At 60.9% G+C, this 25,583-nt stretch carries 17 protein-coding genes and 1 pseudogene; 14 read left to right on the top strand and 4 right to left on the bottom strand.

All coding sequences use genetic code 11. The features are described 5' to 3' along the window. Positions 1-315: 315 nt before the first annotated feature. Positions 316-2,193, bottom strand: a complete 1,878-nt coding sequence (locus FFV09_RS08925) for an LTA synthase family protein (protein WP_141447509.1) — start codon at positions 2,191-2,193, stop codon at positions 316-318. Positions 2,194-2,583: 390 nt separating this feature from the next. Between FFV09_RS08925 and FFV09_RS08920 the strand changes: the two genes are divergently transcribed. The 10 genes from FFV09_RS08920 to FFV09_RS08875 all read left to right on the top strand — a co-directional run bounded on the left by FFV09_RS08920 (position 2,584) and on the right by FFV09_RS08875 (position 19,116). Next, positions 2,584-3,762, top strand: a complete 1,179-nt coding sequence (locus FFV09_RS08920; RefSeq protein WP_170314973.1) for a C40 family peptidase — start codon at positions 2,584-2,586, stop codon at positions 3,760-3,762. 135 nt (positions 3,763-3,897) lie between these two features. Next, entirely contained in the window at positions 3,898-6,189 is a 2,292-nt protein-coding gene (locus tag FFV09_RS08915) for a helicase C-terminal domain-containing protein (RefSeq protein ID WP_141447507.1), read from the top strand. Positions 6,190-6,478: 289 nt separating this feature from the next. After that, positions 6,479-6,997: a MarR family winged helix-turn-helix transcriptional regulator gene (locus FFV09_RS08910; RefSeq protein WP_237401659.1), complete on the top strand. Its 519-nt coding sequence runs from the start codon at positions 6,479-6,481 to the stop codon at positions 6,995-6,997. Continuing rightward, positions 6,991-8,739 carry an ABC transporter ATP-binding protein gene (locus tag FFV09_RS08905; protein ID WP_141447506.1) on the top strand — a complete coding sequence of 583 codons (1,749 nt, stop codon included), beginning with the start codon at positions 6,991-6,993 and terminating at the stop codon, positions 8,737-8,739. The genes FFV09_RS08910 and FFV09_RS08905 overlap by 7 nt, the downstream gene beginning before the upstream one ends. Next, a complete protein-coding gene (locus tag FFV09_RS08900; RefSeq protein WP_141447505.1) occupies positions 8,736-10,607 on the top strand; it encodes an ABC transporter ATP-binding protein in 1,872 nt (623 codons plus the stop codon). The genes FFV09_RS08905 and FFV09_RS08900 overlap by 4 nt, the downstream gene beginning before the upstream one ends. Before the next feature lie 313 nt (positions 10,608-10,920). Then, the gene (locus FFV09_RS08895) at positions 10,921-12,924 is read left to right on the top strand and encodes a putative bifunctional diguanylate cyclase/phosphodiesterase (protein ID WP_170314972.1); all 2,004 of its coding nucleotides are present in this window, start codon (positions 10,921-10,923) and stop codon (positions 12,922-12,924) included. Between the two features lie 145 nt (positions 12,925-13,069). Then, positions 13,070-14,023, top strand: coding sequence for a diacylglycerol/lipid kinase family protein (locus tag FFV09_RS08890; RefSeq protein ID WP_141447503.1), 954 nt, complete (start codon positions 13,070-13,072; stop codon positions 14,021-14,023). A gap of 452 nt (positions 14,024-14,475) precedes the next feature. Beyond that, positions 14,476-16,704 (top strand): MMPL family transporter, encoded by a 2,229-nt coding sequence (locus tag FFV09_RS08885; protein ID WP_141447502.1) that lies wholly within the window; start codon positions 14,476-14,478, stop codon positions 16,702-16,704. A gap of 197 nt (positions 16,705-16,901) precedes the next feature. Beyond that, positions 16,902-17,852, top strand: a complete 951-nt coding sequence (locus FFV09_RS08880; protein WP_141447501.1) for a nucleoside hydrolase — start codon at positions 16,902-16,904, stop codon at positions 17,850-17,852. A 790-nt stretch (positions 17,853-18,642) separates the two neighbouring features. Next, the gene (locus FFV09_RS08875; RefSeq protein WP_141447500.1) at positions 18,643-19,116 is read left to right on the top strand and encodes a Dps family protein; all 474 of its coding nucleotides are present in this window, start codon (positions 18,643-18,645) and stop codon (positions 19,114-19,116) included. Between the two features lie 2 nt (positions 19,117-19,118). Here FFV09_RS08875 and FFV09_RS08870 read toward each other — a convergent pair whose 3' ends face one another. After that, positions 19,119-19,358, bottom strand: coding sequence for a hypothetical protein (locus tag FFV09_RS08870; RefSeq protein ID WP_141447499.1), 240 nt, complete (start codon positions 19,356-19,358; stop codon positions 19,119-19,121). A 217-nt stretch (positions 19,359-19,575) separates the two neighbouring features. Here FFV09_RS08870 and FFV09_RS08865 point away from each other — a divergent pair. Then, positions 19,576-20,673 (top strand): annotated as a pseudogene (locus FFV09_RS08865) (nitric oxide synthase oxygenase); the annotation flags it as partial. Between the two features lie 371 nt (positions 20,674-21,044). Here FFV09_RS08865 and FFV09_RS08860 read toward each other — a convergent pair. Further along, complete coding sequence (locus FFV09_RS08860; RefSeq protein ID WP_141450401.1) at positions 21,045-21,764, bottom strand: 3-ketoacyl-ACP reductase; 720 nt, start codon at positions 21,762-21,764, stop codon at positions 21,045-21,047. Positions 21,765-22,049: 285 nt separating this feature from the next. Between FFV09_RS08860 and FFV09_RS08855 the strand changes: the two genes are divergently transcribed. The 3 genes from FFV09_RS08855 (at position 22,050) to FFV09_RS08845 (ending at position 24,507) form a co-directional block, all read left to right on the top strand. Beyond that, positions 22,050-22,529, top strand: a complete 480-nt coding sequence (locus FFV09_RS08855; RefSeq protein WP_141447498.1) for a hypothetical protein — start codon at positions 22,050-22,052, stop codon at positions 22,527-22,529. Between the two features lie 165 nt (positions 22,530-22,694). Further along, positions 22,695-23,195, top strand: a complete 501-nt coding sequence (locus FFV09_RS08850; protein WP_281288495.1) for a sigma-70 family RNA polymerase sigma factor — start codon at positions 22,695-22,697, stop codon at positions 23,193-23,195. Beyond that, positions 23,188-24,507, top strand: a complete 1,320-nt coding sequence (locus FFV09_RS08845; RefSeq protein WP_141447496.1) for an anti sigma factor C-terminal domain-containing protein — start codon at positions 23,188-23,190, stop codon at positions 24,505-24,507. Before FFV09_RS08850 ends, FFV09_RS08845 begins: the two co-directional genes overlap by 8 nt. 243 nt (positions 24,508-24,750) lie before the next feature. On the opposite strand, the gene FFV09_RS08840 is transcribed toward FFV09_RS08845, so the two are convergent. After that, entirely contained in the window at positions 24,751-25,572 is an 822-nt protein-coding gene (locus FFV09_RS08840; RefSeq protein ID WP_246098511.1) for a Nif3-like dinuclear metal center hexameric protein, read from the bottom strand. Positions 25,573-25,583: the final 11 nt, after the last annotated feature.

Raw genomic sequence — 25,583 nt, 5'->3', positions numbered from 1 at the left:
TTCGCAACCCGCCGCCGCGCCAGCTCTGCACTCCGCCGCCGCGAGCGCGCTTCGCAATCCGCCGCTGCGCCAGCTCTGCACTCCGCCGCCGCGAGCGCGCTTTGCAATCCGCCGCTGCGCCAGCTCTGCGCTCCGCCGCCGCGAGCGCGCTTCGCAACCCGCCGCTGCGCCAGCTCTGCGCTCCGCCGCCGCGAGCGCGCTTCGCAATCCGCCGCTGCGCCAGCTCTGCGCTCCGCCGCTGCGAGCCTGCTTCGCAACCCGCCGCTGCGCCAGCTCTGCACTCCGCTTCCGCGAGCCGCCTTCGCCCCTACCGCCTCACTCTTCCTCCGCCGCCCCCGGCCGGTCCGGCTGCTGCCGGACGTAGCTGCTGGACAGTTCGAACAGTTGGAGCATGCGGTTGTACTGGTCTTCGGTGACGCCGGAGTCGGACGTGCCGCCTTTTTTGAGCGGGTAGTAGGTGCCGTCGGCGTATCCGGTGCCGGGGATGAACAGCGTGTCGCCCGCGATCAGCGAGCCCGAAGGCCAATAATAGCGTTCCGGGATCATGTTCTCCGACTGGTTCAACAGATCCTGGCCGAAGTGGATATGGTCGTCCAGCGAGACGCCGAGCAGATTCGCCGCCGTCGGCAGGATGTCCACCTGGGCGCCGAGCTGCGGCTGCACATGGGCTTCGTTCGTGTCGTCGCCGAGAATGAGGAACGGAATGTTCGGCATGTCGCTGTACGTGTAATCGTGACCGAGAATTTCTTTGGTCAACGCCAGGTCCCGTTCGTCCATCGAATGCAGCGGCAGGCCCAGATGGTCGCCGTACAGCATCAGCAGGCTGTCTTCCCACAGCCCTTTCTCTTTCAATTCGTCGATCAGCCGGCCGAGGCAGTAGTCCGCATAGTTCTGCGCGCGGATGTAATCGCCCACGAGCGTGCCTTCGTAACGCGCCGGCAGATCCATTTTGTATTTCTCCGCGGGAATCGTGAACGGGTGATGCGCGCTCATCGAGATGATCTGCGCGTAGAACGGCTGGTCGGCTGTGTCCATCTGCTGCAGCACGTCGGTCGTCTTGTCGTACAGCACTTCATCGGAAGCGCCGAAGAAGACCGTATCGTCCATGCCGAAAAATTCCTGGTCGTAATACTTGTCGAACCCGAGCGCGGCGTACAGCTGGTTCCGGTTCCAGAACGAGACTTGATTGGTGTGGAACGTGGCCGTTTGGTAGCCGCTGTCTTCCAGCAGCTTGGGCAGGCTCGGCAGTTCCTTTTCGCCGTACGCGACGACGGACGCTTTGCGCGGCGGGATATAGAACGACGTATTCACCGTAAACTCCGCGTCCGACGTGTTGCCCTGTCCGGCGCTTTGGTAGAAGTTCGGGAAATAGAGCCCTTCCGCGGTGAGCTTGTTCAGGTTCGGCGTCACTTCCTGTCCGTCGATCTTGAGGCCGACCATAAAGTTCTGAAGCGATTCCAGCTGGAGGATGATCAGGTTCTTGTCTTCGGCCGCTCCGTAATGCGCCGGCGCTTCGGGCTGCTCGATACTTTTGAGTTCGTTGATCCGGGCCTGGCTGATCTCGTCGAGCGGCACCGGTTCTTCGTCGCGGTCGGTCAGCAGCGTGTACGCTTCGTAGTTGAGGATGCCCATCTTTTCCGCTTTGACGACTTCGTTCATGCTCGCGCGGTTCGGCCAGACGTTCATCGTGCACAAGACCAGCGAGACAATCAGCACGCTGCCGAGGACGCGGCGGTTCATCGGGCGGTGAACGACGTTTGCCCGCCATTTCCGCGCTTTTTTACTGGCAAAGAACCACACGGTCAGCACGAGAATATCGGTGAAAATAAGCAGGTACTGCGGCGCAAGCAGCGTGAACACGCTGTCGCTGACTTCGACGGCCTGCCGGCTCTGGTCGAGCGCATGGTAGTTGACGACGACGCCGTAGTATTTGAAATAGATGATCGCCGTGAAAAAAAGTCCCGTGACGAACAAATTGGTGACCATATACCATAGCAGTTTGCGTTTGGTCGCCAGCCATTCGAACAGGCAGAAAATAATCCACAAAAACGGGATCTCTGTCAACAGCGGTCCCCACAGCGGAGTATCTTCGAAAATCGGTCCCCAGGCGATATAGCCTTTGACCAAAAGGATGAGGGTGAACAACACGAAAGGTCGGGTCCATACAGACCGCAGATACTTGATCGGCTCCATGGTGCAAAGCTCCTTTTCTGTACATGAAAATAAAGAGGGTCCGCCGGAACATTCGTCTCGCCGGAAAACCTTTTATATAAGGTTAAACCGTTCGCGGCGTTTTGCCTCATTTTGGCTCAAGAGCCATAAATCCTTAGCTATTATGCTCCCGGACGCAAAAGATGTCAAAATCGTTTCTTATTTGTCTCCAATTTGCTCAAAACGCTGGAGATTTGCGCCGATAGAAGATAAACTAGCGATAGAATGCAGAACCGTCGGCCCGTTACCAGCCCAGCGCCAGTCCGTTTTTTTGCGGAAGCGCTTATCGACAACAGGACATGCGCGCGATTTACGGTCTCGGCGACCCCGCCGGGTCGCTGTTTGCGCCCATGCCGTACCAAGGAGGCAATCATGAAAAGAAAGCTTTTCGGCTTGTTCGCAGTATCGACTCTTCTAGTGACTGTACCCGTCGTCGCGGAAGCGGCTCCCGGCAAAGTCGACCGTCCCGTCAATCTTCGTTCGGCTCCGTCGGCTTCGGAAGGAAGCGTGCACCGCACGCTGCAGCCGGGCACCAAGCTCGAAGTGCTCACCGCGCTCAACGCCCACTGGCTCAAAGTCGATGTAGGCGGCAAGACCGGATACGTATCGGCCTCCTATGTAACGTATGCCAAAGAAACGCAGTCGCAGAGCGCCGTCAAGGCCGCCGCGTCTTCGTCTGTCAAAACCGCGTCGTCCGCGGGCGTCAAGGGGACGCCTTCGGTCAAGCCGATCTCGGCCGCCGCGCAGGCTCCGATCGTCCAGGCGACGGTGGAATCCGTCGCTTCCGAACCTGCTCCTTCCGCGGCTCCGGCCGTCGTTCCCGCAGCCGTTCCCGCCAATACGGGCAGCGGAACCGTCGCCAAGAACGTGAACTTCCGCGCCGAGCCGACGACGGGCAGCGCCGTGCACCGCGTCCTGTCGGCCGGCGAAGCGTTCACCGCCGTCGAACTCGCGAATTCCGCCTGGCTCAAGATTACCGACGCCAACGGCTTGACCGGCTACGTCTCGACCAGCTACGTCACGTATACGCTGCCCGGCGGAGCTTCGGTCTCGCCGGCCGCGACTCCGGCTCCGCCGGCTGTCGACACGGCCGTGCCGCTTCCGCTTCCGAGCGTCCCGCTGCCGGTCGTCCCGCTTCCTACGCCGTCGACCGGCAGCGCTATCGACTCGAACACCGCCGACCGGATCATTCAGGACGCGCTGTCGCTGCAGGGCATCACGCGCTACGGATTCGGCAAGAACGAAGCGCCGGTGCTGCTTGACTGCTCTTCGTTCACGCGCTACGTGTTCGGCCTGCAGGGCCTCAACCTGCCGTTCGGCACCGCGTACCAAAAAGACATCGGCATTGCGGTGGACAAAGACCAATGGCAAAAAGGCGACCTGCTGTTTTTCTGGAGCAGCGTGCCCGGCCTGATCGGCCATGTCGGCATCTACAACGGAGAAGGCGGCCTGGTCCACAACAGCGCGAGCAAAGACGGCGTGGTCGTGGCCGACCTCGACCTGAAATACTGGCAGGATCATTACGTGTCCGCAAGACGCGTACTGCAATAAGCTTTCGGCAGTATGACGAACCGATGTTTTCGAAGCTTTCGCCGTGGCGAAAGCTTCTTTTTTTTGCGGCAAAACAAGAAACTTGCGCAGCGCTTCGTCTATAATGGATAGACGTCTGCGGAAGGAGAAATGGGCATGGCTTATACGGTAAAAACTTCTGTGCGGCCGCTGGTGGAATACGTGTTTCGCAGCGGCAGCCTGGAGTCCGGCACCCGGTTCGGCAGCGCGCTGCAGGAAGGCACGCGTATCCACCGCGAAGTGCAGGAGAGCTACGGGGAGAACGACCGGAAGGAAGTGTTCGTGAAAACGGAACTGACCTGCGCCCAAGGAGAGCTGACCGTGCAAGTAGAAGGGCGCTGCGACGGGCTGCTGCTGGGCGAGGACGGTCTGTATACGATCGACGAGATCAAATCGACGTCGGAGACGGCGGACTTGATCGAAGACGGGCATGACGTGCATTGGGCGCAGGCCAAATTTTACGCCTACATGCTGACGCTGGACCTGAAGCTTGAACAGATTCGCGTCCGGCTGACGTACGTGCACAAGCCGGGCGGCGAGCGCAGCGTGCGCGAAGTCGTGCAGACGGCGGAGGAGCTGGCGTCGTTCGTGCAGGACGTGGCCGAGCGCTACGCGCCGTACGCGCTGCTGCTCAAACGGCGCGAAGAACGGCGCGACGAAGCCGCTTCGGCGCTCGCTTTCCCGTTCGGGCGCTACCGCGAAGGCCAGCGGCTGTTCGCGGGAGCGGTGTTCAAAACGGTGCGCGAAGAGAAAAACCTCATCGCGCGGGCGCCGACCGGCACGGGCAAGACGATCTCGACGCTGTTTCCGGCGATCAAAGCGATCGGGGAAGGGCTGATCAGCCGTATCTATTACCTCACCGCCAAGACGACCACGCGGGCCGGGGCGGAAGAAGCGCTGGCGCTGCTCGAACGAAGCGGGGCGTATTTGAGTTCCATCACGATTACGGCGAAAGACAAAGTCTGCTTCAAGGAAGAAGAAGACTGCGCGGGCGGCCAATGCCGGTTCGCCGTCGGGTATTACGACCGGATCAACGCCGCGCTGATCGATCTGTTCGAGCACGAGACGAGAATTACCCGCGACGTGCTCGAAACCTATGCGCGCAAGCATACGGTGTGCCCGTTCGAGTTTTCGCTCGACGCGGCCTATGCGGCGGACGTTGTCGTCTGCGATTACAACTACGTGTTCGATCCGCGCATCGCGTTCAAACGGCTGTCCGACGAGCAGCGGAGCCGATCGGCGCTGCTCGTCGACGAAGCGCACAATCTGGTCGAACGCGGACGCGAGATGTTCTCGGCCGACGTGCTGAAATCGGCGTTCCTCGCGATCAAGCGCGGCTACAAAGACGTGCACGAAGGCGTGCGCGCCGCGGCCGACCGGGTCAACGCGTATCTGATCCTGCTGCGCAAACAGGCCGGGGAAGAAGGGCGCTTCGTCGGCAGCGAGCCGCCGGAAGTCATGTTCAAGCTGCTGGAGCCGTTCGTCGAGCAGGCGGAACACGCGCTCGTGACCGTGCACGGCAGCGAAGCCGAAGAAGAACTGCTGGAAGCCTATTTCTCGGCGCAGGCTTTCCTGCGGGTCGGGCGGCTGTACGGCGACCCGTACGTGACTTACGTGGAGACGGACGGCAGCGAAGTGCGGATGAAGATGTTCTGCCTCGATCCGTCGCAGCTGCTGCTCCAGTCGTCCAAAAACTACCGTTCCGCCGTCTATTTTTCCGCTACGCTTGCCCCGCTCGGGTTTTACCGGGAGATGCTAGGCGCCGCGGAAGACGACTATACGCTGTCGATTCCGTCGCCGTTCAGTCCCGAGCAGCTCGAAGTGACGGTGCTGCCGTTCTCCACGCGCTTCCGCGACCGCGAACGGACGCGGGACGCGCTGGCCGGGGCGCTGGCGGACACGGTGACCAAGCGTCCGGGCAACTATCTGTTCTTTTTTCCGTCGTACGCGTATTTGCAGGAGATCCGGCAGGCGTTCGAGACGCGCGTCGACCGCGAGGCGATCGAGATTCTCGGGCAGGATTCGGGCATGTCGGAACTTGCGCGTACCGGATTCCTCGACGCGTTCTCGGCGGATCGGGAGAAGACGCTCGTCGGCTTTGCCGTCATGGGCGGCGTCTTCTCGGAAGGCATCGACCTCGCCGGCGACCGGTTGACCGGAGTGGCCGTGATCGGCGTCGGCCTGCCGCAGATCGGGCTGGAGCGCGACATCGTCCGGGATTACTACAACCAGCGCGGCCGCAGCGGCTTCAACTACGCCTACGTCTACCCGGGCATGAACAAAGTCCAGCAGGCCGGCGGGCGCTTGATCCGGACCGAAGCGGACCGCGGCGTGCTGATTCTGGCCGACGACCGGTTTCTTCAGGAACCTTACCGCTCGCTGCTGCCGGACGAATGGGGAACGAAATAACGCATTGGCGAAAAGAAGATGGATCGAAGGTACAACGAAGGCACGACAAAGGTACAACGAATTCACAACAAAGGTACAACGAAGGCACAAGAAAAAGCCCTGCGCGCGATGCGCACGGGCTTTTTTCTCATGCAATACACGGCTCTAATGTCAAAGTTGACATTCATCAAGTCCGGTCATACAATGAGAAAGCAAATAGATAGGCAGGCTAAATATTAGTCAACCTAAATATATTTTTGTGGAAGAAGCAGACGCATTTCCGGCAACGGAGAAAGGGAGGCGTATCGCCATGGAATCGCGCTTAAGCCCGCTGGCCCGCGAATTGATGATTACGATCCGGAAATTCCAGCACGGGCGCAAGAAGAAGCATACCGGTCCGATGGCCGGACGCAAGCAGAGCGAAGGCATGCTGCTCATGGTGCTTCGCAGCCGCGTCGACCACGGGGAGCCGGGCATCATGGTCTCGGAGATCAGCCGCATTCTGGATGTGGCTTCGCCGACCGTGACGCAGCTGATCAAGGGGTTGGAATCGGACGGCCTCGTCGTGCGCGGCTCCGACCCGTCCGACCGGAGAGCGGTACGCATCTCGCTGACGGACGAAGGGGTGCGCGTCACCGATTCGTTTATTCGGGAAATGGAATCGATGGTCGGCGGATTGACGGATCATCTGGGCGAGGAAGATACCCGGACGCTCGTTCAGCTGCTGAACCGCACGCACGATTATTTCGCCGGTCGGGAGAACGAAGAGTCCGGCCAAGACCCGCACGCACAGGCGTCGGACGATAAAGGAGAGAGACCGTTATGTTGAAATTGTTTCGCATGCTGAAGCCTTACCGGGTCGGCGTCGTGCTCGTCCTGCTGATGGTGTTCGTGCAGGCGCTCGCTGAGCTGTTCCTGCCGACGCTGATGGCCGACATCGTCGACAAAGGCATCGTGAACAGCGATATCCCTTACATCTGGCAAATCGGCGGCATCATGCTGGGCGTGGCGATGATCGGGATGCTGTGCTCGATCGCGGCCAGTTATCTGTCGGCCAAAGTGTCGCTCGGCTTCGGCCGCGACCTGCGCAGCCGGGTGTTCTCGCATGCGCAGCGTTTTACGCTCAAGGAATTCGACAAGTTCGGTACCGCGTCGCTGATTACGCGCACGACCAACGATATTACGCAGGTGCAGCAGGTGCTGACGATGATGCTGCGCATGATGGCGATGGCGCCGATGATGATGATCGGCGGCATTATCATGGCCGTATCCAAAGACGCCAAGCTGTCGCTGGTGCTCGTCGTGGTCATCCCGGTGCTGGCGCTGCTTATCTTGCTGATCGGGCGCAGCGCGCTGCCGCTGTTCAAGGCGATGCAGAAAAAGATCGACCGGCTGAACCTGGTGCTGCGCGAGAACCTGACCGGCATTCGCGTCATTCGGGCGTTCGGACGCGAAGACAGCGAACGCGACCGCTTCGACCATGCAAGCAGCGATCTCAAAGACACCGCGATCCGCGTCAACAAGCTGATGGCGCTGATGATGCCGGCCATGATGCTGATCCTCAACTTCTCGACGATCGCGATCATCTGGTTCGGCAGTATCCGCATCGACGCCGGCGAGATGGAGATCGGCAACCTGATGGCTTTCGTGCAGTACGCCATGCAGATTCTGTTCTCCCTGATCATGGTCTCGATCATCTTCGTCATGGTACCGCGGGCTTCCGTATCGGCCAGCCGGATCAACGAAGTGCTCGATGCGCTGCCGGACATCGAAGATCCGACTCAGCCGAGCCGCCCTTCGCAGCGCGGACGGCTTGAATTCCGCGACGTCTCGTTCACTTACGAAGGCGCCGAAGCGCCGGCGATCGAACACGTCTCGTTCGAAGCCGGCCCCGGCGAAGTCACGGCCCTGATCGGCGGAACCGGCTCGGGCAAATCGACGCTCGTCAGCCTTATTCCCCGCTTCTACGACGTCTCGTCGGGATCGGTCCTCGTGGACGGCGTCGATATCCGCGAGCTGCAGCAGGAAGAACTGCGCCTCAAGATCGGCTACGTGCCGCAGAAGGCGCTGCTGTTCACCGGCAGCGTGACGGAAAATATCCGCTACGGCAAACAGTCCGCCAGCGACGAAGAAGTACGCGAAGCGGCGCGGATCGCGCAGGCGGCCGAATTTATCGACGGCCTGGACGAAGGCTACGACGCGCCGGTCTCGCAGGGCGGATCGAATCTGTCCGGCGGCCAGAAGCAGCGGTTGTCGATCGCCCGCGCGCTGGTGCGCCGTCCGGAAGTGTACATTTTCGACGACAGCTTCTCCGCGCTCGACTTCAAGACCGACGCCAGGCTGCGCGCCGCGCTCAAGCAGGAGACGCAGAATGCGACCGTGCTGATGGTCGCGCAGCGGGTCAGCACCGTCATGGATGCCGACCGGATCGTCGTGCTTGATCAAGGCCGCGTAGCCGGTATCGGCAGCCACGACGAACTGCTGCGCACGAGCGACGTCTACCGCGAGATCGTGTCTTCGCAGCTGTCGGAAGAAGAAATGGGCAAACGGGCAGAGGAGGGAATGTCATGAGCGAACACAATCGCAATCAACCGCCGCGCAAAGGTCCCGGACCCGGCCCGGGCATGGGCGGCCCCGGCGGCATGATGATGCCGGTCGCCAAGCCGAAAAATTTCAAGGCGACGTTCAAGCGTCTCACCGGCTATTTGGCGCCGTACAAATTCCACCTGCTCGTCGTGCTGATCACGGCAATCCTGAGCACGGTGTTCAATATTCTCGGTCCCAAGATCATGGCGAACGCCGTGACCCGGCTGAGCGAAGGCGTCATGGCGAAGATGCAGGGCATCCCGAACGCCGCCGTCGACTTCGAATACATCTGGCAGATCATCATGATCCTGGCCGGCTTGTACGTCTTGAGCGCGCTGTTCGGTTATATCCAGCAGTTCGTCATGGCCGGCGTCGCGCAGCGCACCTCGTACAGCCTGCGCAAAGAGGTCAAGGAGAAGCTTGACCGCCTGCCGCTGAAATATTACGACAAACATCCGTACGGCGACGTGCTGAGCCGCGTCACGAACGACATGGACAATATCAGCAATACGCTGCAGCAGAGTCTGACGCAGATCATCACGTCGCTCGTGACGATCATCGGCGTCATCATCATGATGCTGACGATCAGCCCGATCATGACGCTGATTACGGTGCTGACGATTCCGCTCAGCCTGGTCGTCGTCATCCTGATCGCCAAGCGCTCGCAAAAATATTTTGCCAGCCAGCAGCGCTCGCTCGGCGACCTGAACGGACACGTCGAAGAAATGTACAACGGCCAGCGCGTCATCAAAGCGTACGGCCGCGAAGCCGCTTCGCTCGAAAAGTTCGAGACGCATAACGAAGAATTGTACGAATCCGGCTGGAAAGCCCAGTACATTTCCGGTCTGATCATGCCGCTGATGTCGTTTATCGGCAATATCGGCTATGTGCTGATCTGCGTCGTGGGCGGCATCTTCGTCACCAACGGCCGGATCAATATCGGCGATATTCTCGCGTTTATCCAATATGCGAGACAGTTCTCCCAGCCGATCACCCAGACGGCGAACATCGCCAACATTATCCAGTCCGCGATCGCTTCGGCGGAGCGCGTCTTCGAAGTGCTGGACGAAGAAGAGCAGACGCCGGACCGCAAGCTCGAACGCCATCTGACGGGCCGCGGCGAAGTGAAGTTCGAACACGTGCGCTTCGGATATACCGAAGAGAAGATGCTGATCAACGATATGAGCATCGACGTCTCGCCGGGACAGACCGTCGCGGTCGTCGGCCCTACCGGAGCCGGCAAAACGACGCTGATCAACCTGCTGATGCGGTTCTACGAATTGAACGGCGGCTCGATCAAGATCGACGGCGTCGATACGGCCGATATGGACCGCAAGCAGCTGCGCAGCCTGTTCGGCATGGTGCTGCAGGATACGTGGCTGTTCGGCGGCACGATCCGCGAGAATATCGCGTACGGCCGCGAAGGCGCGACCGAAGAAGAGATCGTGCGCGCAGCCGAAGCGGCAAGAGCGGACCACTTTATCCGCACGCTGCCGGAAGGCTACGACACGGTGCTCAACGAAGACGCGTCGAACATCTCGCAGGGGCAAAAGCAGCTGTTGACGATCGCGCGCGCCGTTCTGGCCGATCCGCGCATCCTGATTCTCGACGAAGCGACGAGCAGCGTCGACACGCGGACCGAAATCTTTATCCAGCAGGCCATGGGCGAGCTGATGAAGGGCCGCACAAGCTTCGTGATCGCGCACCGTCTGTCGACGATCAAAGGCGCCGATCTCATTCTCGTCATGAATCACGGCGAAGTGATCGAGCAGGGCACGCACGAAGAACTGCTGTCCTCCGGCGGATTCTATGCGGATCTGTACAACAGCCAATTCTCGGAAGAAGCGGGATAACGGGAACCCGACGTCCCGAAGCCCCGGAAGCCTGTCCATACAGGCTTGGACAACACTTTGGAAGCAAGGTCGCACGCAAGAACCGGCAGTCTCTGCCGGTTCTTTTTCGTGCGCGTACGGCGGACTTTCTTTTTTTTGCGGCAATTGTACGGTTCTGATGGATTTCACCCGTTTATTCGATATAATTAAAGCAAAGGGTTACTTGCCTCAAGCAAGAGCATTTATCGTGTATGCAACAAATATCATAACGCAAAGTGGGAACCGATTTATGATCTCTGTCCTTGTCACCGGTTTAACGGAGAATTGGAACGGCATGCTGATCGTTTTGTCGCTGGCGGTCGCGCTGCTCTCCGCTTATTTGGGCTTCGACCTCGCCGTGGGCAAAAGCCGGTCCGCCAAAGGGGCGAAGAGGCTCCGCCTTGCCGCGGCCGCAGTGGTTCTCGGAACGGGTACCTCGCTCGTCCATGTTATGAGTCTGCTTTCTTACCATCATCGCATTACGCCGCATTACGCGCCGGCACTCGTCGTGTCGGCCGTCGCGTGCGCCAGCTTGTCCGCTTACATAATGTTTGCGCTGTTCGCCAGGCAGAGCCCGCTGAGCAGCCGGCTCGCCGGCGGCGTTTTCGGTCTCGGTGTCACGATCATGTCCACGCTCGGCTTGTTCGCGCTGCGCCCCGGACTGTTCGTCGCCGTCGATCCGTTCGTCGGCTTTTTCTCGGTCGCGATCCTGTTCATCGCCGCTTACTTTGCGCTGTACGTGCTCGGCAATTTTCGCGGTTCGGCCGCAAGCGGAATGTCCAAGCCGGGCGCGGCCCTTATTCTGGGCTCGGGCATCTTCGCGATGCAGTACACGCTGCTGGGCGCGCTGCGCGTCGACGGCGTCCGTTCGGACGCGGCCGTGCTGGACTATGCCGGCCTGCCTTCGTCCTATTTCGTGGCCGGCGTCTCGGCGCTGGTCGCGCTGATTCTGGCGATCACGTGGATCTTCATGGTATTCGAGCGGCGGACGCTCAAGCAGATCGCTTTTCTCGATCCGCTGACCGGCCTGCGCAACCGTTACGCGCTGCCGGAAGAGTTCGAGCGCCGGGCGGCCGACCTCCGGCTCGGCTCGATGGTGCTGATCAACCTGGACCGCTTCAAAGTGATCAACGACACGCTCGGACGCGATCTTGGCGACCTGCTGCTGACCCATGCCGCGAAGCGGATCCGTACCCGGATTCAGGAGCGCGAAGCGCTGTTTCGTATGGACGGCGACGAGTTTTTGCTCGTCGGCTCCGACAGCGATCCCAACGTGCTGCTTCAGCGGGTCGATCGGATGCTCGAAGAGATCAGCCGTCCGTACATGATCGAAGGCAACGAATTGTACGTGACGGCAAGCGCCGGCATCAGTCTGTTCCCGGACCACGGAAGCGACCGTTCGTCGCTGCTCAAGGCGGCCGACGCGGCCCTGTACCAGGCCAAATCTTCGGGCAAGGACAAAACCGTTTTCTTCAACGCCGGCATCGGCGGGCAGCTGAGCCGCAAGATGGAGCTGGAGAAAGACCTCAGGCTGGCGCTCGAACACCGGCAGTTTTTTATCGTCTATCAGCCGAAATGGGACGCGAAGCTCGGACGGGAAGCCGGGTTCGAAGCGCTGCTGCGCTGGCAGCATCCGGACAAGGGCATCGTATCTCCCGGGGAATTTATTCCGATCGCGGAAGAGACGGGGCTGATCGTGCCGATGACCCGCTGGATGCTGGGCGAAGTGTGCCGGCTGAACCGGCGCTGGCACGACGAAGGCCTGTTCCGGGTGTGCGTCTCGGTCAATATGTCGTACCGTGTGTTCGAGAGCATGACGCTGCTGGACATGGTCGAAGACGCGCTTCGTTCGAGCGGCCTGGAAGGCGCGATGCTGGAGCTGGAAATTACCGAATCGATCGCAATGAAAAATATGGCGATCACGCTGTCCCAACTTCAGCGCGTGCGCGATCTGGGCGTCAAAGTCTCGATGGACGATTTCGGCACGGGGCATTCTTCGCTCGGCCGGCTGGACGAGATTCCGGTCGATACGCTCAAGATCGACCAATCGTTCGTCAAAAGCAGCGACCGCGTCTCCAAGCAGGCGCTGATCGTCGGCATTATCGGCATTGCGCGCCTGCTTGACCTGGAAGTCGTGGCCGAAGGCGTCGAGACGGTCGAGCAGGCCGAGTTCCTGCTGTCGCGCGGCTGCGTCCTGATGCAGGGCTACTATTACGGACGCCCGATGCTGCCGGAAGAAGTGGAAGCGGGCGCATGGAAGCTTGCCGCGGTCACCAATCAGGCGGCGAGCGCCGATTGATTCGCTTTGAAATCGTTATCGGCTTGATCGTTCGCTTATTTTCACCGCGGCCTGCTGACGTTCGCTTTGTGTCTGGGTAATAACTTGGAAACGAAGGCCGGATTACGACGTCCGGTCCGCGATTAAGCGAACGGGAGATGAGCCTATGCGTTGGGAAAAAGCAATGCTCGTATACAACAGCAAAGCCGGCAAGGAAAAAGCGGGGCAGCTTGGCGCGGCGGTCGAAGCGCTGGCCGGAGAGATCGGCGAATTGACGCTGGTGCAGACGCAGAATCCGGGCGACGGCGAGACCGTGTGCCGCGAGCGCGGCGGCGAATTCGATCTGGTGCTGCTGCTCGGCGGCGACGGAACGGTGCACGAATGTATCAACGGCGCGGCCGAAGCCGATCGCGTGCCGGACATCGCGATTCTGCCGGGGGGAACGTGCAACGATTTCGCGCGCACCCTGCGCCTGCCGCTGCAGGTCGGACGCGCGGCGGAGGAAGTGCTGGAAGGCCGGCTGCTCGATACGGACGTCGGCACGGTCAACGGACGGATCTTCACGAACTTCGTCGGCATCGGACTCATTACCGATACGTCGGAAAATATCGATTCGGACCAAAAAGAGCGCATGGGCAAACTGAGCTATTTTCTCAGTACGCTGCGCACCCTGCGCCAAGCCGAGCCGTTTCGCTTCCGTCTGACGCACGACGAAGGCGTCGTGGACAGCGAAGCGGTCATGATCCTCGCCGCCAACGGGCGGTCGCTCGGCACGGCGAAGCTGCCTTTTCCCGGGGACGGCGTGCACGACGGCCAGCTCGACGTGCTGATCGTCCGGGAAGCCGGATTGTCGCTGGCCTGGCAGGTCATCAACGGAGGCGACCTGACCGATTACCGCGAGAGCGGGGGCGTGATCGAATATATCCGTACCTCTTCGCTGCGGATCGAGACCGACGAGCCGAAGCGGATCGACGCCGACGGCGAGATCTATCTGGAGACGCCGGCCGACATCTCGGTGCTGACGTCTCGCATGCGGTTTTTCTACGGCCCGGAATCGGCGGGCATCGCGGGCGGCTTGATCGGCGGAGCCGCCGCGAAGGCGGACGCCCCCGAACGATGATTGGCAGCGGACTGCCCGGCTTTGGGCCCGGAAGATTTTGAGATTCAGGCCCGCCGGGCCTTTTTGTTGCCTATATGACCGGAAGCACGGCATGCAGAATCCGCTTCCGGTTTTTTTTTGCGCGGCGAATGATTGGCGGCGAAAATAATAAACGTTGACCGGAAATGACTCGTGAGTCATAATGAACAGGAATGACCTGCGGGTCACCTGAAGCGGCGCAGCCGTTTGGGGATTTTCGCGCGGACCCACTTGCGTGACCGGGTTTGCGTAATGGCGTTGGCGTAACCGAATTTACGCAAGCGGGTGTGGCTGGCAGAACTTGCTTGGCCGGGTTTGCGCGACCGGGTGCTGCTGGCCCGGCTTGCATGACCGGACTACCGCAGCGGAACTTGTACAGAAGCACGTACCATCATCATATCAGGCATCGGGAAGATGCCGAGCGGGAGGAACAGATGAACAAGAGAACAGGAGTGACCGGGGCATTGACCGGACCGGTCGGAAGATGGGTCGTCGTCGCGGTCTGGATTGCCGCGGCCGTGCTGTTGAACGTGATGTGGCCGGGCATCGGCGAACGCGAGAATAACGGAGCCGCGGATCTGAGCGCCGATTATCCGTCCGTTCAGGCGGCGCGGCTCGCCGAGCGCGAGTTCCCCGGAGACGGCGGACAGCCGGCGCTGCTCGTCTGGAACCGCGGCGCGGGACTCAACGAAGCGGACCTCAGCGGAATCGCCAAGCTGACGGAGTCGCTTGAAGCCGAGCCGCTGCCGCAGCAGACCGGGCTGCTGCCGCTGCACCGGCTGCCGGAGCCTGCCCGCCAGGGCCTGCTGTCGGAAGACGGCAGCACGATCGTGCTGCCGGTCACGTTCGGCGAAGGCGCCGATACGGAAATGCTCAAGGAAAGCGTGGCGCAGCTGGAAGAGCGCGCATCCGCCGTGCTCGGCGGCGATCCGTTCGCGGCGGCAGCCGGAACAGGCGAATTGTCCGCGCGCGTGACCGGGCCGGTCGGCATCGCAATCGACGCCGGCGCGCTGTTCCAGAACGCCGACGTCTCCTTGCTGATCGGCACCGTCGTTCTGGTGCTGGTCATCCTGCTGCTGATCTACCGTTCGCCGATTCTGGCCCTGATTCCGATCGTGGCTGTCGGCTTCGCATATCTGGTCATCAGCCCCGTGCTCGGCACGATGGCCGACCGCGGCTGGATCGTCGCGGATTCGCAGGGCATCTCGATCATGACCGTGCTGCTGTTCGGGGCCGGGACAGACTACTGCCTGTTCCTGATCACGCGCTTCCGGCAGTGTCTGACCGAGACGCCCGACAAGCGTACGGCGATCAAGGCCGCGCTGTCCGGTTCGTCCGGCGCCATCGCGATGAGCGGCCTGACGGTCGTGCTCTCGCTGTTCACGCTGCTGCTGGCGCAGTACGGCGCCTACCACCGCTTCGCGGTTCCGTTCGGCGTCGCGATCCTGATCATGGGCATCGCCAGCCTGACGCTCGTACCCGCGATGCTGGCTCTGATCGGCCGCGCTTCGTTCTTCCCGTTCGTGCCGCGCACGCCGGAGATGGAACAAGAACGCGCCCGCAGCAAAAACAAGCCGTTCCAGCCCCGCCCCAAAAAAGAAAGCCGGATCGGCCGCCTGGTCACCGTCCGTCCGTGGACCGTCGTCATCGCGTCGCTGATCGTGCTCGGCGGACTGGCCGCCGCTTCGACGCAGGTTCGCTTCACGTATGACCTGCTGTCTTCGTTCCCGTCCGACATGCCTTCCGTCGAAGGGTTCGATACGATCGCGAACGGCTTCTCGCCGGGCGAACTCGCTCCCGTGCAGGTGATCGTCGATGCCGAAGGCGTGGAGACGGGCCTCGCCGGGCAGCTGGCCGATCTTGGCTTCGTCGACGCGGTCGCCGAGCCGGAGAGCGGCGCGCAGAACAGCAATATCCAGCTCTACAGCGTCAAATTGAACGTGAATCCGTATGCCAACGAAGCGATGGACGACGTCGCGCGGCTGCGCACGGCTGCCGAATCGGCGCTGACGGAAGCGGGCGTCGCTTCGGCGGCGGACAAAGTCTGGATCGGCGGACAGACCGCCACCCAGGCCGATACCCGCGCGGCGACCGAACGGGATACCGACATCGTCATTCCGGTCGTGATCGGGTTGATCGCGATTCTGCTGCTCGCCTACCTGCGGTCGGTCGTCGCCACGGTGTATCTGATCGCGACCGTCGTCTTGTCCTATTTTTCCGCGCTGGGCCTCGGTTGGCTCATTCTGCATTACGCGATGGGCCAAGAGGCGATCCAGGGCGCGATTCCGCTGTACGCTTTCGTCTTCCTGGTCGCGCTCGGCGAGGATTACAACATCTTCATGATCTCGAGCATTTGGAAAAAAAGCCGCCGCCTGCCGCTCAAGCAGGCGATTCGCGAAGGCGTCGGCGAGACCGGCACCGTCATCACTTCGGCCGGCGTTATTCTCGCGGGCACGTTCGCGGTGCTTGCGACGCTGCCGATCCAGGTGCTGGTGCAGTTCGGCGTCGTCGCCGCGCTGGGCGTCCTGCTCGACACGTTCATCGTGCGTCCGTTCCTCGTACCCGCGATCACGATGCTGCTCGGCAAAGCCGCGTTCTGGCCGGGCCGCGCTCCGGTCACGGACAAAGAGCCGACTTCCGACACGCCGGCTTCGGGAGTCTGAGTATAGGTTTGGTTCAGCTTGGGCAGGGTTCGAAAGCCGCCTAAACGCTGTCTGCCGAGGCAGATGCCCGTCCGCTTAATTTGCCGCCTTGCCTTTACTCCGCTCGCGCTGCGGGTCATAATGAACAGTGTTGTGACGGGTAGGCAAGAGCCGGGCATCCGCCCAGAGGCATTATGAAGAATTAAGGAGTGGAACGTTTGAAAACACCTGTATATTTCAATCATGACGGCGGAGTGGACGATTTGGTCTCGCTGTTTCTGCTGCTGCAAATGGACGACATCGAAGTCACCGGCGTCTCGGTCATTCCGGCCGACGGTTATCTGGAGCCGGCTACCGATGCCAGCCGCAAGATCATCGACCGCTTCGGCAGAGGCCGGGCCGTCGAAGTGTCCAAATCGAACTCGCGCGGCAAAAATCCGTTCCCGGCCGAATGGCGCATGCATTCGTTCTTCGTGGACGCGCTGCCGATTCTGAACGAATCGGGCCGCATGGACGCGCCGCTGTCGCCGCTTCCGGCGCATCGCCATCTGATCGAGACGGTGAAGCGTACCGAAGGGCAGACGACGCTGCTGTTCACCGGCCCGTTGACCGATCTCGCGCGAGCACTGGACGAAGCGCCGGAGATCGAGCAGAAGATCTCGCGCCTGTTCTGGATGGGCGGCACGTTCCAGGCCGGCAACGTGCAGGAACCGGAACATGACGGCACGGCCGAATGGAACGTGTTTTGGGACCCGGAATCGGCCGACCGCGTGTTCCGCAGCGGTATCGAGATCGACCTGGTCGCGCTGGAGAGCACGAACAAAGTGCCGTTGACGCTCGCGGTGCGCAATCGCTGGGCTTCGGAACGCCGCTTCGAAGGCGTCGATTTCCTCGGCCAGTGCTACGCGTTCTGCCCGCCGCTCGTCTATATGGAGACGAACTCCACCTATTATCTGTGGGACGTGCTGACGACCGCTTCGCTCGGCAAGCCGGAACTGGTGGAACGCCGCACCGTGAACGCGATCGTCATCCCCGACGGCCCGAGCCAGGGCCGCACGGTCGAGACGGCCGAAGGACGCCCTGTCCAGCTCGTCCACGACGTGGACGGCGCCGGCTTCTTCGATTACGTCACGGAGCTTGCGAAGGGGTCCGCGCCCGAGCGTATATAATACGCTCGGGCTTCGCGCCTTGCTGCGCAAGTCGATACCTGAGCGTTCGTAGTGCGCTCGGGGCTTCGCGCCTTGCTGTGCAAGTCGATACCCGAGCGTTCGTAGTACGCTCCGGGCTTCGCGCCTTGCTGTGCAAGTCGATACCCGAGCGTTCGTAGTACGCTCGGGCTGCGCGCCTTGCTGCGCAGCGGGGCAGCCAAATCAACAATAGGGAAAACCCCCGCCGTCTGCTCAAGCAGGCGGCGGGGGTTTTCTGCTGTCCGCCGGGCTGTTTTCGGGCGGCGGCAGCTCCGGAACGCCTTTTACCCTTCCCAAACCGCTTATTTAAAATAGGCATATCAAAAGTTGACTTTTCGTCAGCTTTTTTCTCTTTTTTGACCCATTCCGGAGAAGTTGCTGACTTCAGGTCAACAATTTCTCTGAAATGGACGGTGTGGCGGGGAAAAACAAAACAAAAGGTGACTATTCATCAACATTTGTTTGTTCAGCTGAAGCTGTTCGCTCGAATTGCTGACTTTTCGTCCACTTTTCCGACTCGGTTGTTATTCGACTCTGGGGTTACTCGACTCTGGGGTTACTCGTCCCAGCGCTTATCCGGTTGGAGGCTTCATCCGGCACAGGAATCCGAACGGAGGCGTCCGGCAGGGAAGACAGGTTCACACACACGCCCTGGCTGCAAAGTTTTCGGGAAAAACTTTTGCCAAACGCTCGCTTTTTCGACCTAGCGGTGCTATAATTTAAACAAGGATTTAGAACAAGTCTAAATTTAAAATAAAGGAGCCAATCACTCATGGAAACCGTCAAAACGAACGTAAACGTCGATACTACCGTCGAATTGCATCGCGCGCTCAATAAACAGGTCGCTGACTGGTCCGTCCTCTACACGAAGCTGCATAACTACCACTGGTACGTCAAAGGCACGCATTTCTTCACCCTGCACGCCAAATTCGAAGAACTGTACAACGCCGCCACGCTGCGCATGGACGAAGTGGCGGAGCGCCTGCTCACGATCGGCGGATCGCCTGCCGCGACGCTGCGCGAACACCTCGAACTGACCAGCGTGTCCGAAGCAAGAGGCGACGAGACCGCCGAGCAGATGGTCGAAACGCTGGTGCGCGATTTCCGCGCCGAATCGGCCGAACTTCAGGAAGCGATTCAGATCGCGGGAGCGCTTGAAGACAAAGTCACCGAAGACATGCTGATCGGCATGCAGACGGCCGTCGACAAAGACGCCTGGATGCTGGAAGCCTACATGGGCCGCTAAGGCTAACGCCCAAGAAATCGCCTGCTCAACTGTGAAATCGCCTGCTCAACCGTCGACTCGATCGCTTGCTCAATCACCTGCTCGACCGCCGATTCAACCGTCGACTCGATCGCTTGCTCAATCACCTGCTCGACCGCCGATTCGACCGTCGACTCGATCGCTTGCTCGATCGCCGATTCAACCGTCGATTCGATCGCCGATTCGATCGCCTGCTCAATCGCCGACGAAATCAACGGTCCCATGAACGACAGCACCGCGAAATACGAAATATATTCAACCGGGTTCGGAATGCCTGCTGCGACAGCCGCGCATCCGAACCCGGTTTTTTGTCGCGCTTTGCCGTCTGCCCTTTTGGTTTCGACACGAAATCTTCGCGAAATCGTCTCTTCTTTTCGGCCGCGCTGGCTTATGATACAAATAGATGTGATTACGATCACTTACGGGAATGGAGGGGTAGGCATGGAGGAGCGCGAAGAGCGCGCAGTTCTGCTTGCGGAAGCGGAACTTTTTATCCGCCGGTGCTATGCGGAACTCGGGCAGGCGGAGGAAGAAGCGGAGCGGCGCATCGGCGAGATTCGCCGGGAGATCGAAGCAAGCGGGACGTACGCGCACACGTACGACGAACTGCGCCACGGGGCGCGGATGGCTTGGCGCAGCAGCAACCGCTGCATCGGGCGCCTGCCGTGGGACAGTCTGCACGTGATCGACCGGCGGGAACTCTCGTCCGAAGCGGAGATTGCGCAGGCGCTGATCGAGCATCTCGATTACGCGACGAACCGCGGCCGTATCCGGCCGACGATCACGGTCTTCAAGCCGGCCGATTCGACCGGACCCGGCGTGCGTGTATGGAACGAGCAGCTGATCCGCTACGCGGGTTACCGGTCGGGCAGCGGGGCGCGTATCGGCGATCCGGCTTCGCTGGAATTTACGGCCGTGTGCGAACGGCTCGGCTGGAGCGGCGCACGAACGGACTACGACGTGCTGCCGCTGGTCGTCCAGCTCGACGGCCGGGAACCGAAATGGTTCGAGCTGCCGCGAAGCAAAGTGCTGGAGGTCGACATCCGGCATCCGGACCTTCCGGGCTTCGACGAACTGGGGCTCAAATGGTACGCGGTGCCGGCTGTCTCCGGCATGCGGCTTGAGATCGGCGGCATCTCCTACGGCGGAGCGCCGTTTAACGGCTGGTACATGGGCACGGAGATCGGGGCGCGCAACTTCGCGGACGAAGGCCGCTACGATCAGCTGCCCGCCGTCGCCGATCTGATGGGACTCGATCGCAGCCGGCGTAGCACGCTCTGGCAGGACCGGGCGCTGGTCGAGCTGAACGTCGCGGTGCTGGAGTCTTACCGGGCGGCCGGCGTCAGCATGATCGACCATCATACGGCGGCCGCGCAGTTCGAGACGTTCGAGAAGCGCGAACGCGAAGCCGGCCGGGCCGTGACGGGCAACTGGGCCTGGCTGATCCCGCCGATGTCGCCGGCTACGACGCACGTTTTCCATAAACGGTACGACAATACGATCGAGAAGCCGAATTTCTTTTATGCCAAAAAACCGTATGCCGCGCAGCGCGACTCTTCATCGGCTGCGTCGCCTGTGTGGGCTGCGTCGGGAGAAGCATCGGCAGAAGTTTCTGAAGAAGCGTCGGGACAGACGGAGCGGCCACCGGCCGGCGTGTGTGCGATGACCGGCGCGGGCCGGAGTCCGGCAGCCCGGGAGAGCGGCGGCGCGGATCGCCTCGCGTCCCGCCCCGATACGGGTTCCGCTCCGGCCGGAGCATGTCCGTTTCATTAAGCGCGGCCGGGCGAAACAGAAAACCGTCCGGAATCAAACAGCTAAGACTCGTCAAAAAACCTCTACCGATCAAGCGGCAGAGGTTTTTTTGGGTGTTTCTGTTCCGATCGTTCGATGCGCCTGCGAACAGTCACGTTTTACTGCGGATTCGTCGTCCAGATGCCGGCCGATTTCACGAATACGCGTGTCGGCAGCTTCAAGGTGGAGACGGCCAGGTCGGCAACGTCTTCGGCCTGCATCATGCGGTCTTCGTCGCCGATCGGCAGATTGTTGTTGGACGCGAGTTCCGTGTTGACGGTGCTCGGGTTCAGCGTCACGACGCGGATATTCGACTTGCGCACTTCCTGCATGACGGCTTCGCCCATGGCGATCAGTCCCGCTTTGGACGCGCAGTAGGCCGAGCCGGTCGCGAAGCCGCGTTCGCCCGCCGTGGAAGCGACGTTCAGGATGTTGCCGCCGTTCTGCTCGATCATGAACGGCAGGGCGGCGCGTGTCGCGTAGTAGGCGCCCATGAGGTTGACACGGATGATTTGTTCCCACTCGTCCGGGTCCATCTCGACGAGTTTGCCGAACGAGCCGATGCCGGCGTTGTTGATCAGGATGTCGATCGCGCCGAGCTGTTCGTGCAGGGTATGGATCGCGGCTTCGATATCGGCGCGGGCCGAGACGTCGGCTGCGTGCACGAATACGTTCACGCCGTATTTTTCCGACAGTTCGCTCTTGAGCGATTCCAGGTCGGAAGCGGTACGCGCGATCAGTCCGAGATGCACGCCTTCGGCGGCGAGCGCTTCCGCGATGGCACGTCCGATGCCTTTGCCCGCTCCGGTAATGACGGCCGTTTGGTTTTTGAGTTCGATCAGGGTCATCTTAACTTCCTCCTCGTTAGAAAATCCTACTTTAAAAGTGTAACGGACCGGACCTGTTTTTCCAAGCGCGCCGCAGATAGCGAAGCAGGCAAAAACGTAATAAAATCATGTTTTCGCGACTTTTGTCGGTCGGTTGTTTCAAAAAGCGAGGAAGCGGGTAAAATTATTATTTGTTTCCATTTTGCAGCCAATAGCGGTATACTATTCTCCGGCTTCCCTTTATAAAAAGCGGCGGCATGCCGATATTTATTGTAAAAAAGGAACGGGAGAAACCGCATGAACAGAATTCTTATCGAACGAACCATTAACGACGTCCTGACCCGTTCGAACAGCCAGATCGAAGTCGTGCTGGAGCATCTGTTTCCCGGCAAACGATTGATCGGCGGCAAATATAATCTCGACGAGAATCGGATTACGCTGTATTTGGGCGTGCTCGAACAGCAGTGCAAGCTTCTCTTCGATTCGCTTGAACCGTTCGAAGAATATGTGCGAGTCGTTCTGGCCCATGAACTGGGACACGCGCACGACCCCGAACTCGACTATCTGTCCGAACGTCTGGTCAATATTCGCGGCAAGCTGTCTCGCACCCGCGTCTCGCTCCGTCTGGAAGAAAATGCCTGGCGGTATGCGGACGACCTTCTGCGCCGGGAGAATCCCGCGATTTTCGACACGATTATGGGGTACTCGCTGAGCGGCTATTACGAACTGCTGCCCGAATATGCCCATTATGCGGAATCGGCCGCGACGACGGCTTGAACGATTCCGCGTTTTTCTTTTTGCTTGAGACGTTTTGCCCCATTTTTCGCCTGAAACTTCCGGCCTTTGTTTCCTTCGGGGAACGCGGGCCGGAAGTTTTTTTGCGTACGTGTAACTTTTGCAGGATTCGAACGTGGTTAGAGTGTTCCGAAAGGGGGGAGAACGATCCGATCGCTCGATGAGCTGTACCGCCATTATATGCAGGACGTCTATCGCTATCTGCTGTTTCTCAGCAGGGACCATCATACGGCGGAAGACTTGACGCAGGAGACCTTTACCCGGGCTTATCTGCATATCGAAAGTCTCGGCGACGGGGAAAAAGTCAAGCGCTGGCTGTTCCGGGTGGCGCATAACGCGTTTATCGACCGAACCCGCCGCGCCCGGAAAACGGACATACGCGAAGCGGAGTTTTTCGAACGGCTGCGCGATGCGGAGACGCCGGAATCCCTCCTGCTCGGCAAAGAGGCGGGCGAAGAAGCGCTCGAACGGCTAAGCGAACTGCCGAATGCGCAGAGGCAAGCTTTTCTGCTGTACCATCATTACGAATTTTCTTATGCCGATGCGGCGGAGATTATGGGCATCGGGCTGTCTCTGTACAAGTCCACCCTGTTTCGCGCCCGGCAAAAATTGAGAGCTTATACCGAAGGGAGAATGCGGCGTGACTGAATCGTTCAAACGCAAATTGCAGGCTTATCAGAACGGAACGCTGCCCGGCGAAGAGCGGGCGGAACTGGAAGCGGAGCTTGAGAAGCTGGAAGCTTATCAGGCGTATCTGGACGAGCTGATGGAAGACGACAGCGAGCCGGACCGCCGGGCGGATCGTGCAGAAGAAGACGGAAGCGGAAGCCGGGGCACGGAGAATGGGCCCAAAAGCGGCTTCGGCGAAAACGGGCGGCTGCGGCGGAAAAAGGAACGGCGGATCATCCGGCGCGCCAAATGGAAATCCAGAGGCATCACGGCGCTTGTGACGCTGGTCGTGCTCGGCCTCGTCTTCGGAGGTTCGGGGCTGTTCACGCATTACTACTATACGCAGAGAGAAGTCGGACCTACGGCCCAGGCGCTGCGCGAAGTGAACGAACAGGCGCTCGGCCTGATCGTGGAGACGACGATGCCGAACCGCTATCTGATGCCAAATGGCGGAGATCCGGGTCTCTTGTTCGATCTGACGATCTCCGGCAGGGTGCAGCATGTATGGGGGAGCGAAGGGGTATCGGAAAAAGAAATCCGTCAGGACTACCGGTTCGGCCGAATCCGGGATACGCGCATCACAAGCTTGAACGGCGCGTCTGATCTGTATTCGAAGCGGTTTGCCACAGCGGACGAAGGGCGGCTATGGCTGCCCGGCGGCAGCGACCGCAAGCAGGAAGAAGCCCGGAACGCCGGCGTCTGGCAGACGTTGTCCGACCTGCCCAAGCTGACAGTGTCGGAGCTGTACGTGTCGCTGGACCGCGAATACGGGCAGCAAGAGCTGGACCGGAAGTTTTGGGGGCTTCGGGTTGCCCCTCGCTGGTTCGCCGCGCGCAGCGGACAGGAATGGGCCGGCATGGACAGTTACACGGTGATAGACGCGCAGGGGAACGCCAAGCCGGCGCAGCCGGAAGATTACCTGAATCTCTACGTGCACAATCCGGTCGGCGCAAACGGAGGCATGGGGGCGAGCTACATTCCGGTCCGCAGCGAGACGAACGGGGAATACCTCAAGCATGGAGCGCTGTCCTGGAAAAGCGGGCTGGTCGAAGCGCTGCGACGCGTCGCCCAGAGCCCGGAAGTCGCGGCGTCGGTCAGCCCGGTCGATTTTGCTTCGGCCGCGGCGGAAGTCGAGGCGAACGGATCGAAAGTCTACGGCGTCGTCGTGACAGGCCGCAGCGAAGAACTGGCGAAGCTGCAAAACGAGCCGTGGATGAAAGGGGCGATCGTGCGTCTCGGCGACAGCGCACTGGATACGGCCCAACTTGATCCGTACAAGTCGTACCGTTGACGCAGTAACAGCTGACGCAGCCCCGGCAGAGCCGAAATCCGCTAAGGCACCGAAGGCACGCATACAAATCAGGCTCCGAAAAAATCGCCCGACGCTCCCGCAGCGGAGGGTCGGGCGATTTCGGAGCCTGTTTGGCGTTCGTGTTTACAGGCCGGGCTGCCGCCAAACGGCCAAACGGCTAAGGGGCCAAGCGGCCAAGCGGATAAGACGCCGGCCGGCGGCAGGATACTTTTTTTCGGCGCGTTACACGCTGCGAAACACCGGTTCTTCGCGGATATGCCGCACCGGAATATGCGGGAACAGCCCGGCCAGCCGGACCGCAAGCGCGGCCATGCCCGGTTCCTCGCTCTCGGCGTGGCCGAGCGCGATCAGCCCGCACGAACGTCCGAGCCGGTTCGCTTCGCGCACGTATTCCGGCGTTTCCCATTCCGGGCCTTCGCCGTACACGACCAGGTCCGCCCGCTCCGCTTCCAGCAGCGGAATCGCGAGCGCGCCTCCGCCGCGGTAGCCGGCCAGCAGCACGGCCCGCGAGCACATCGCTGCGGGATCGCCGGCGAGGCGCAGCGCAGGCAGGCCGAGCCGGCGCTTGATCCCGGCCGCGATCTCGCCGAGCGCCGCCGGCGGAAGATCCGCGAGCGCCGCTTCCGGGCGGTGTTCGCGCACGTAGGGCGCCCAGCCCAGCGCTTCGGCCAGCGCCGCCGTCACGCCGTCCGGCACGTAACGGTGCAGCGCGTCATGACAGCGGTAGACGGCGACGCCGGAGCGTTCGACCGCCTGCCGCTTGGCCCGCGCGACTTCGCTCTCCGCCGCTTCGGCGCCGCGTTCGAGATGCGAGAAAAACAACCCTTCGTGCGCGATCACCAGATTGGCGCCGGCTTCCCGGGCCTGCCCGATCACGCGCAGCGTCGGCATGAACGCGGTGACGATACCGGTCACCGGCAGATCGGGCCGGCCGTGCAGCAGCCGGTCGACGGTCGGCTCCGGCATCGAGGACGCCGGGGCGAGCAGAGCATTGATGACCGCACGCGCGGTCGGGATGGTCGGCATGATCGGCGTAATCGGCATGGACGAACCTC

This window comes from Saccharibacillus brassicae (genome assembly GCF_006542275.1).
In the GTDB taxonomy this organism is placed as follows: Bacteria; Bacillota; Bacilli; order Paenibacillales; family Paenibacillaceae; genus Saccharibacillus; species Saccharibacillus brassicae.
Note: the sequence above shows the minus strand (reverse complement) of the source record. Positions and strands in the feature narration are given on the sequence as shown.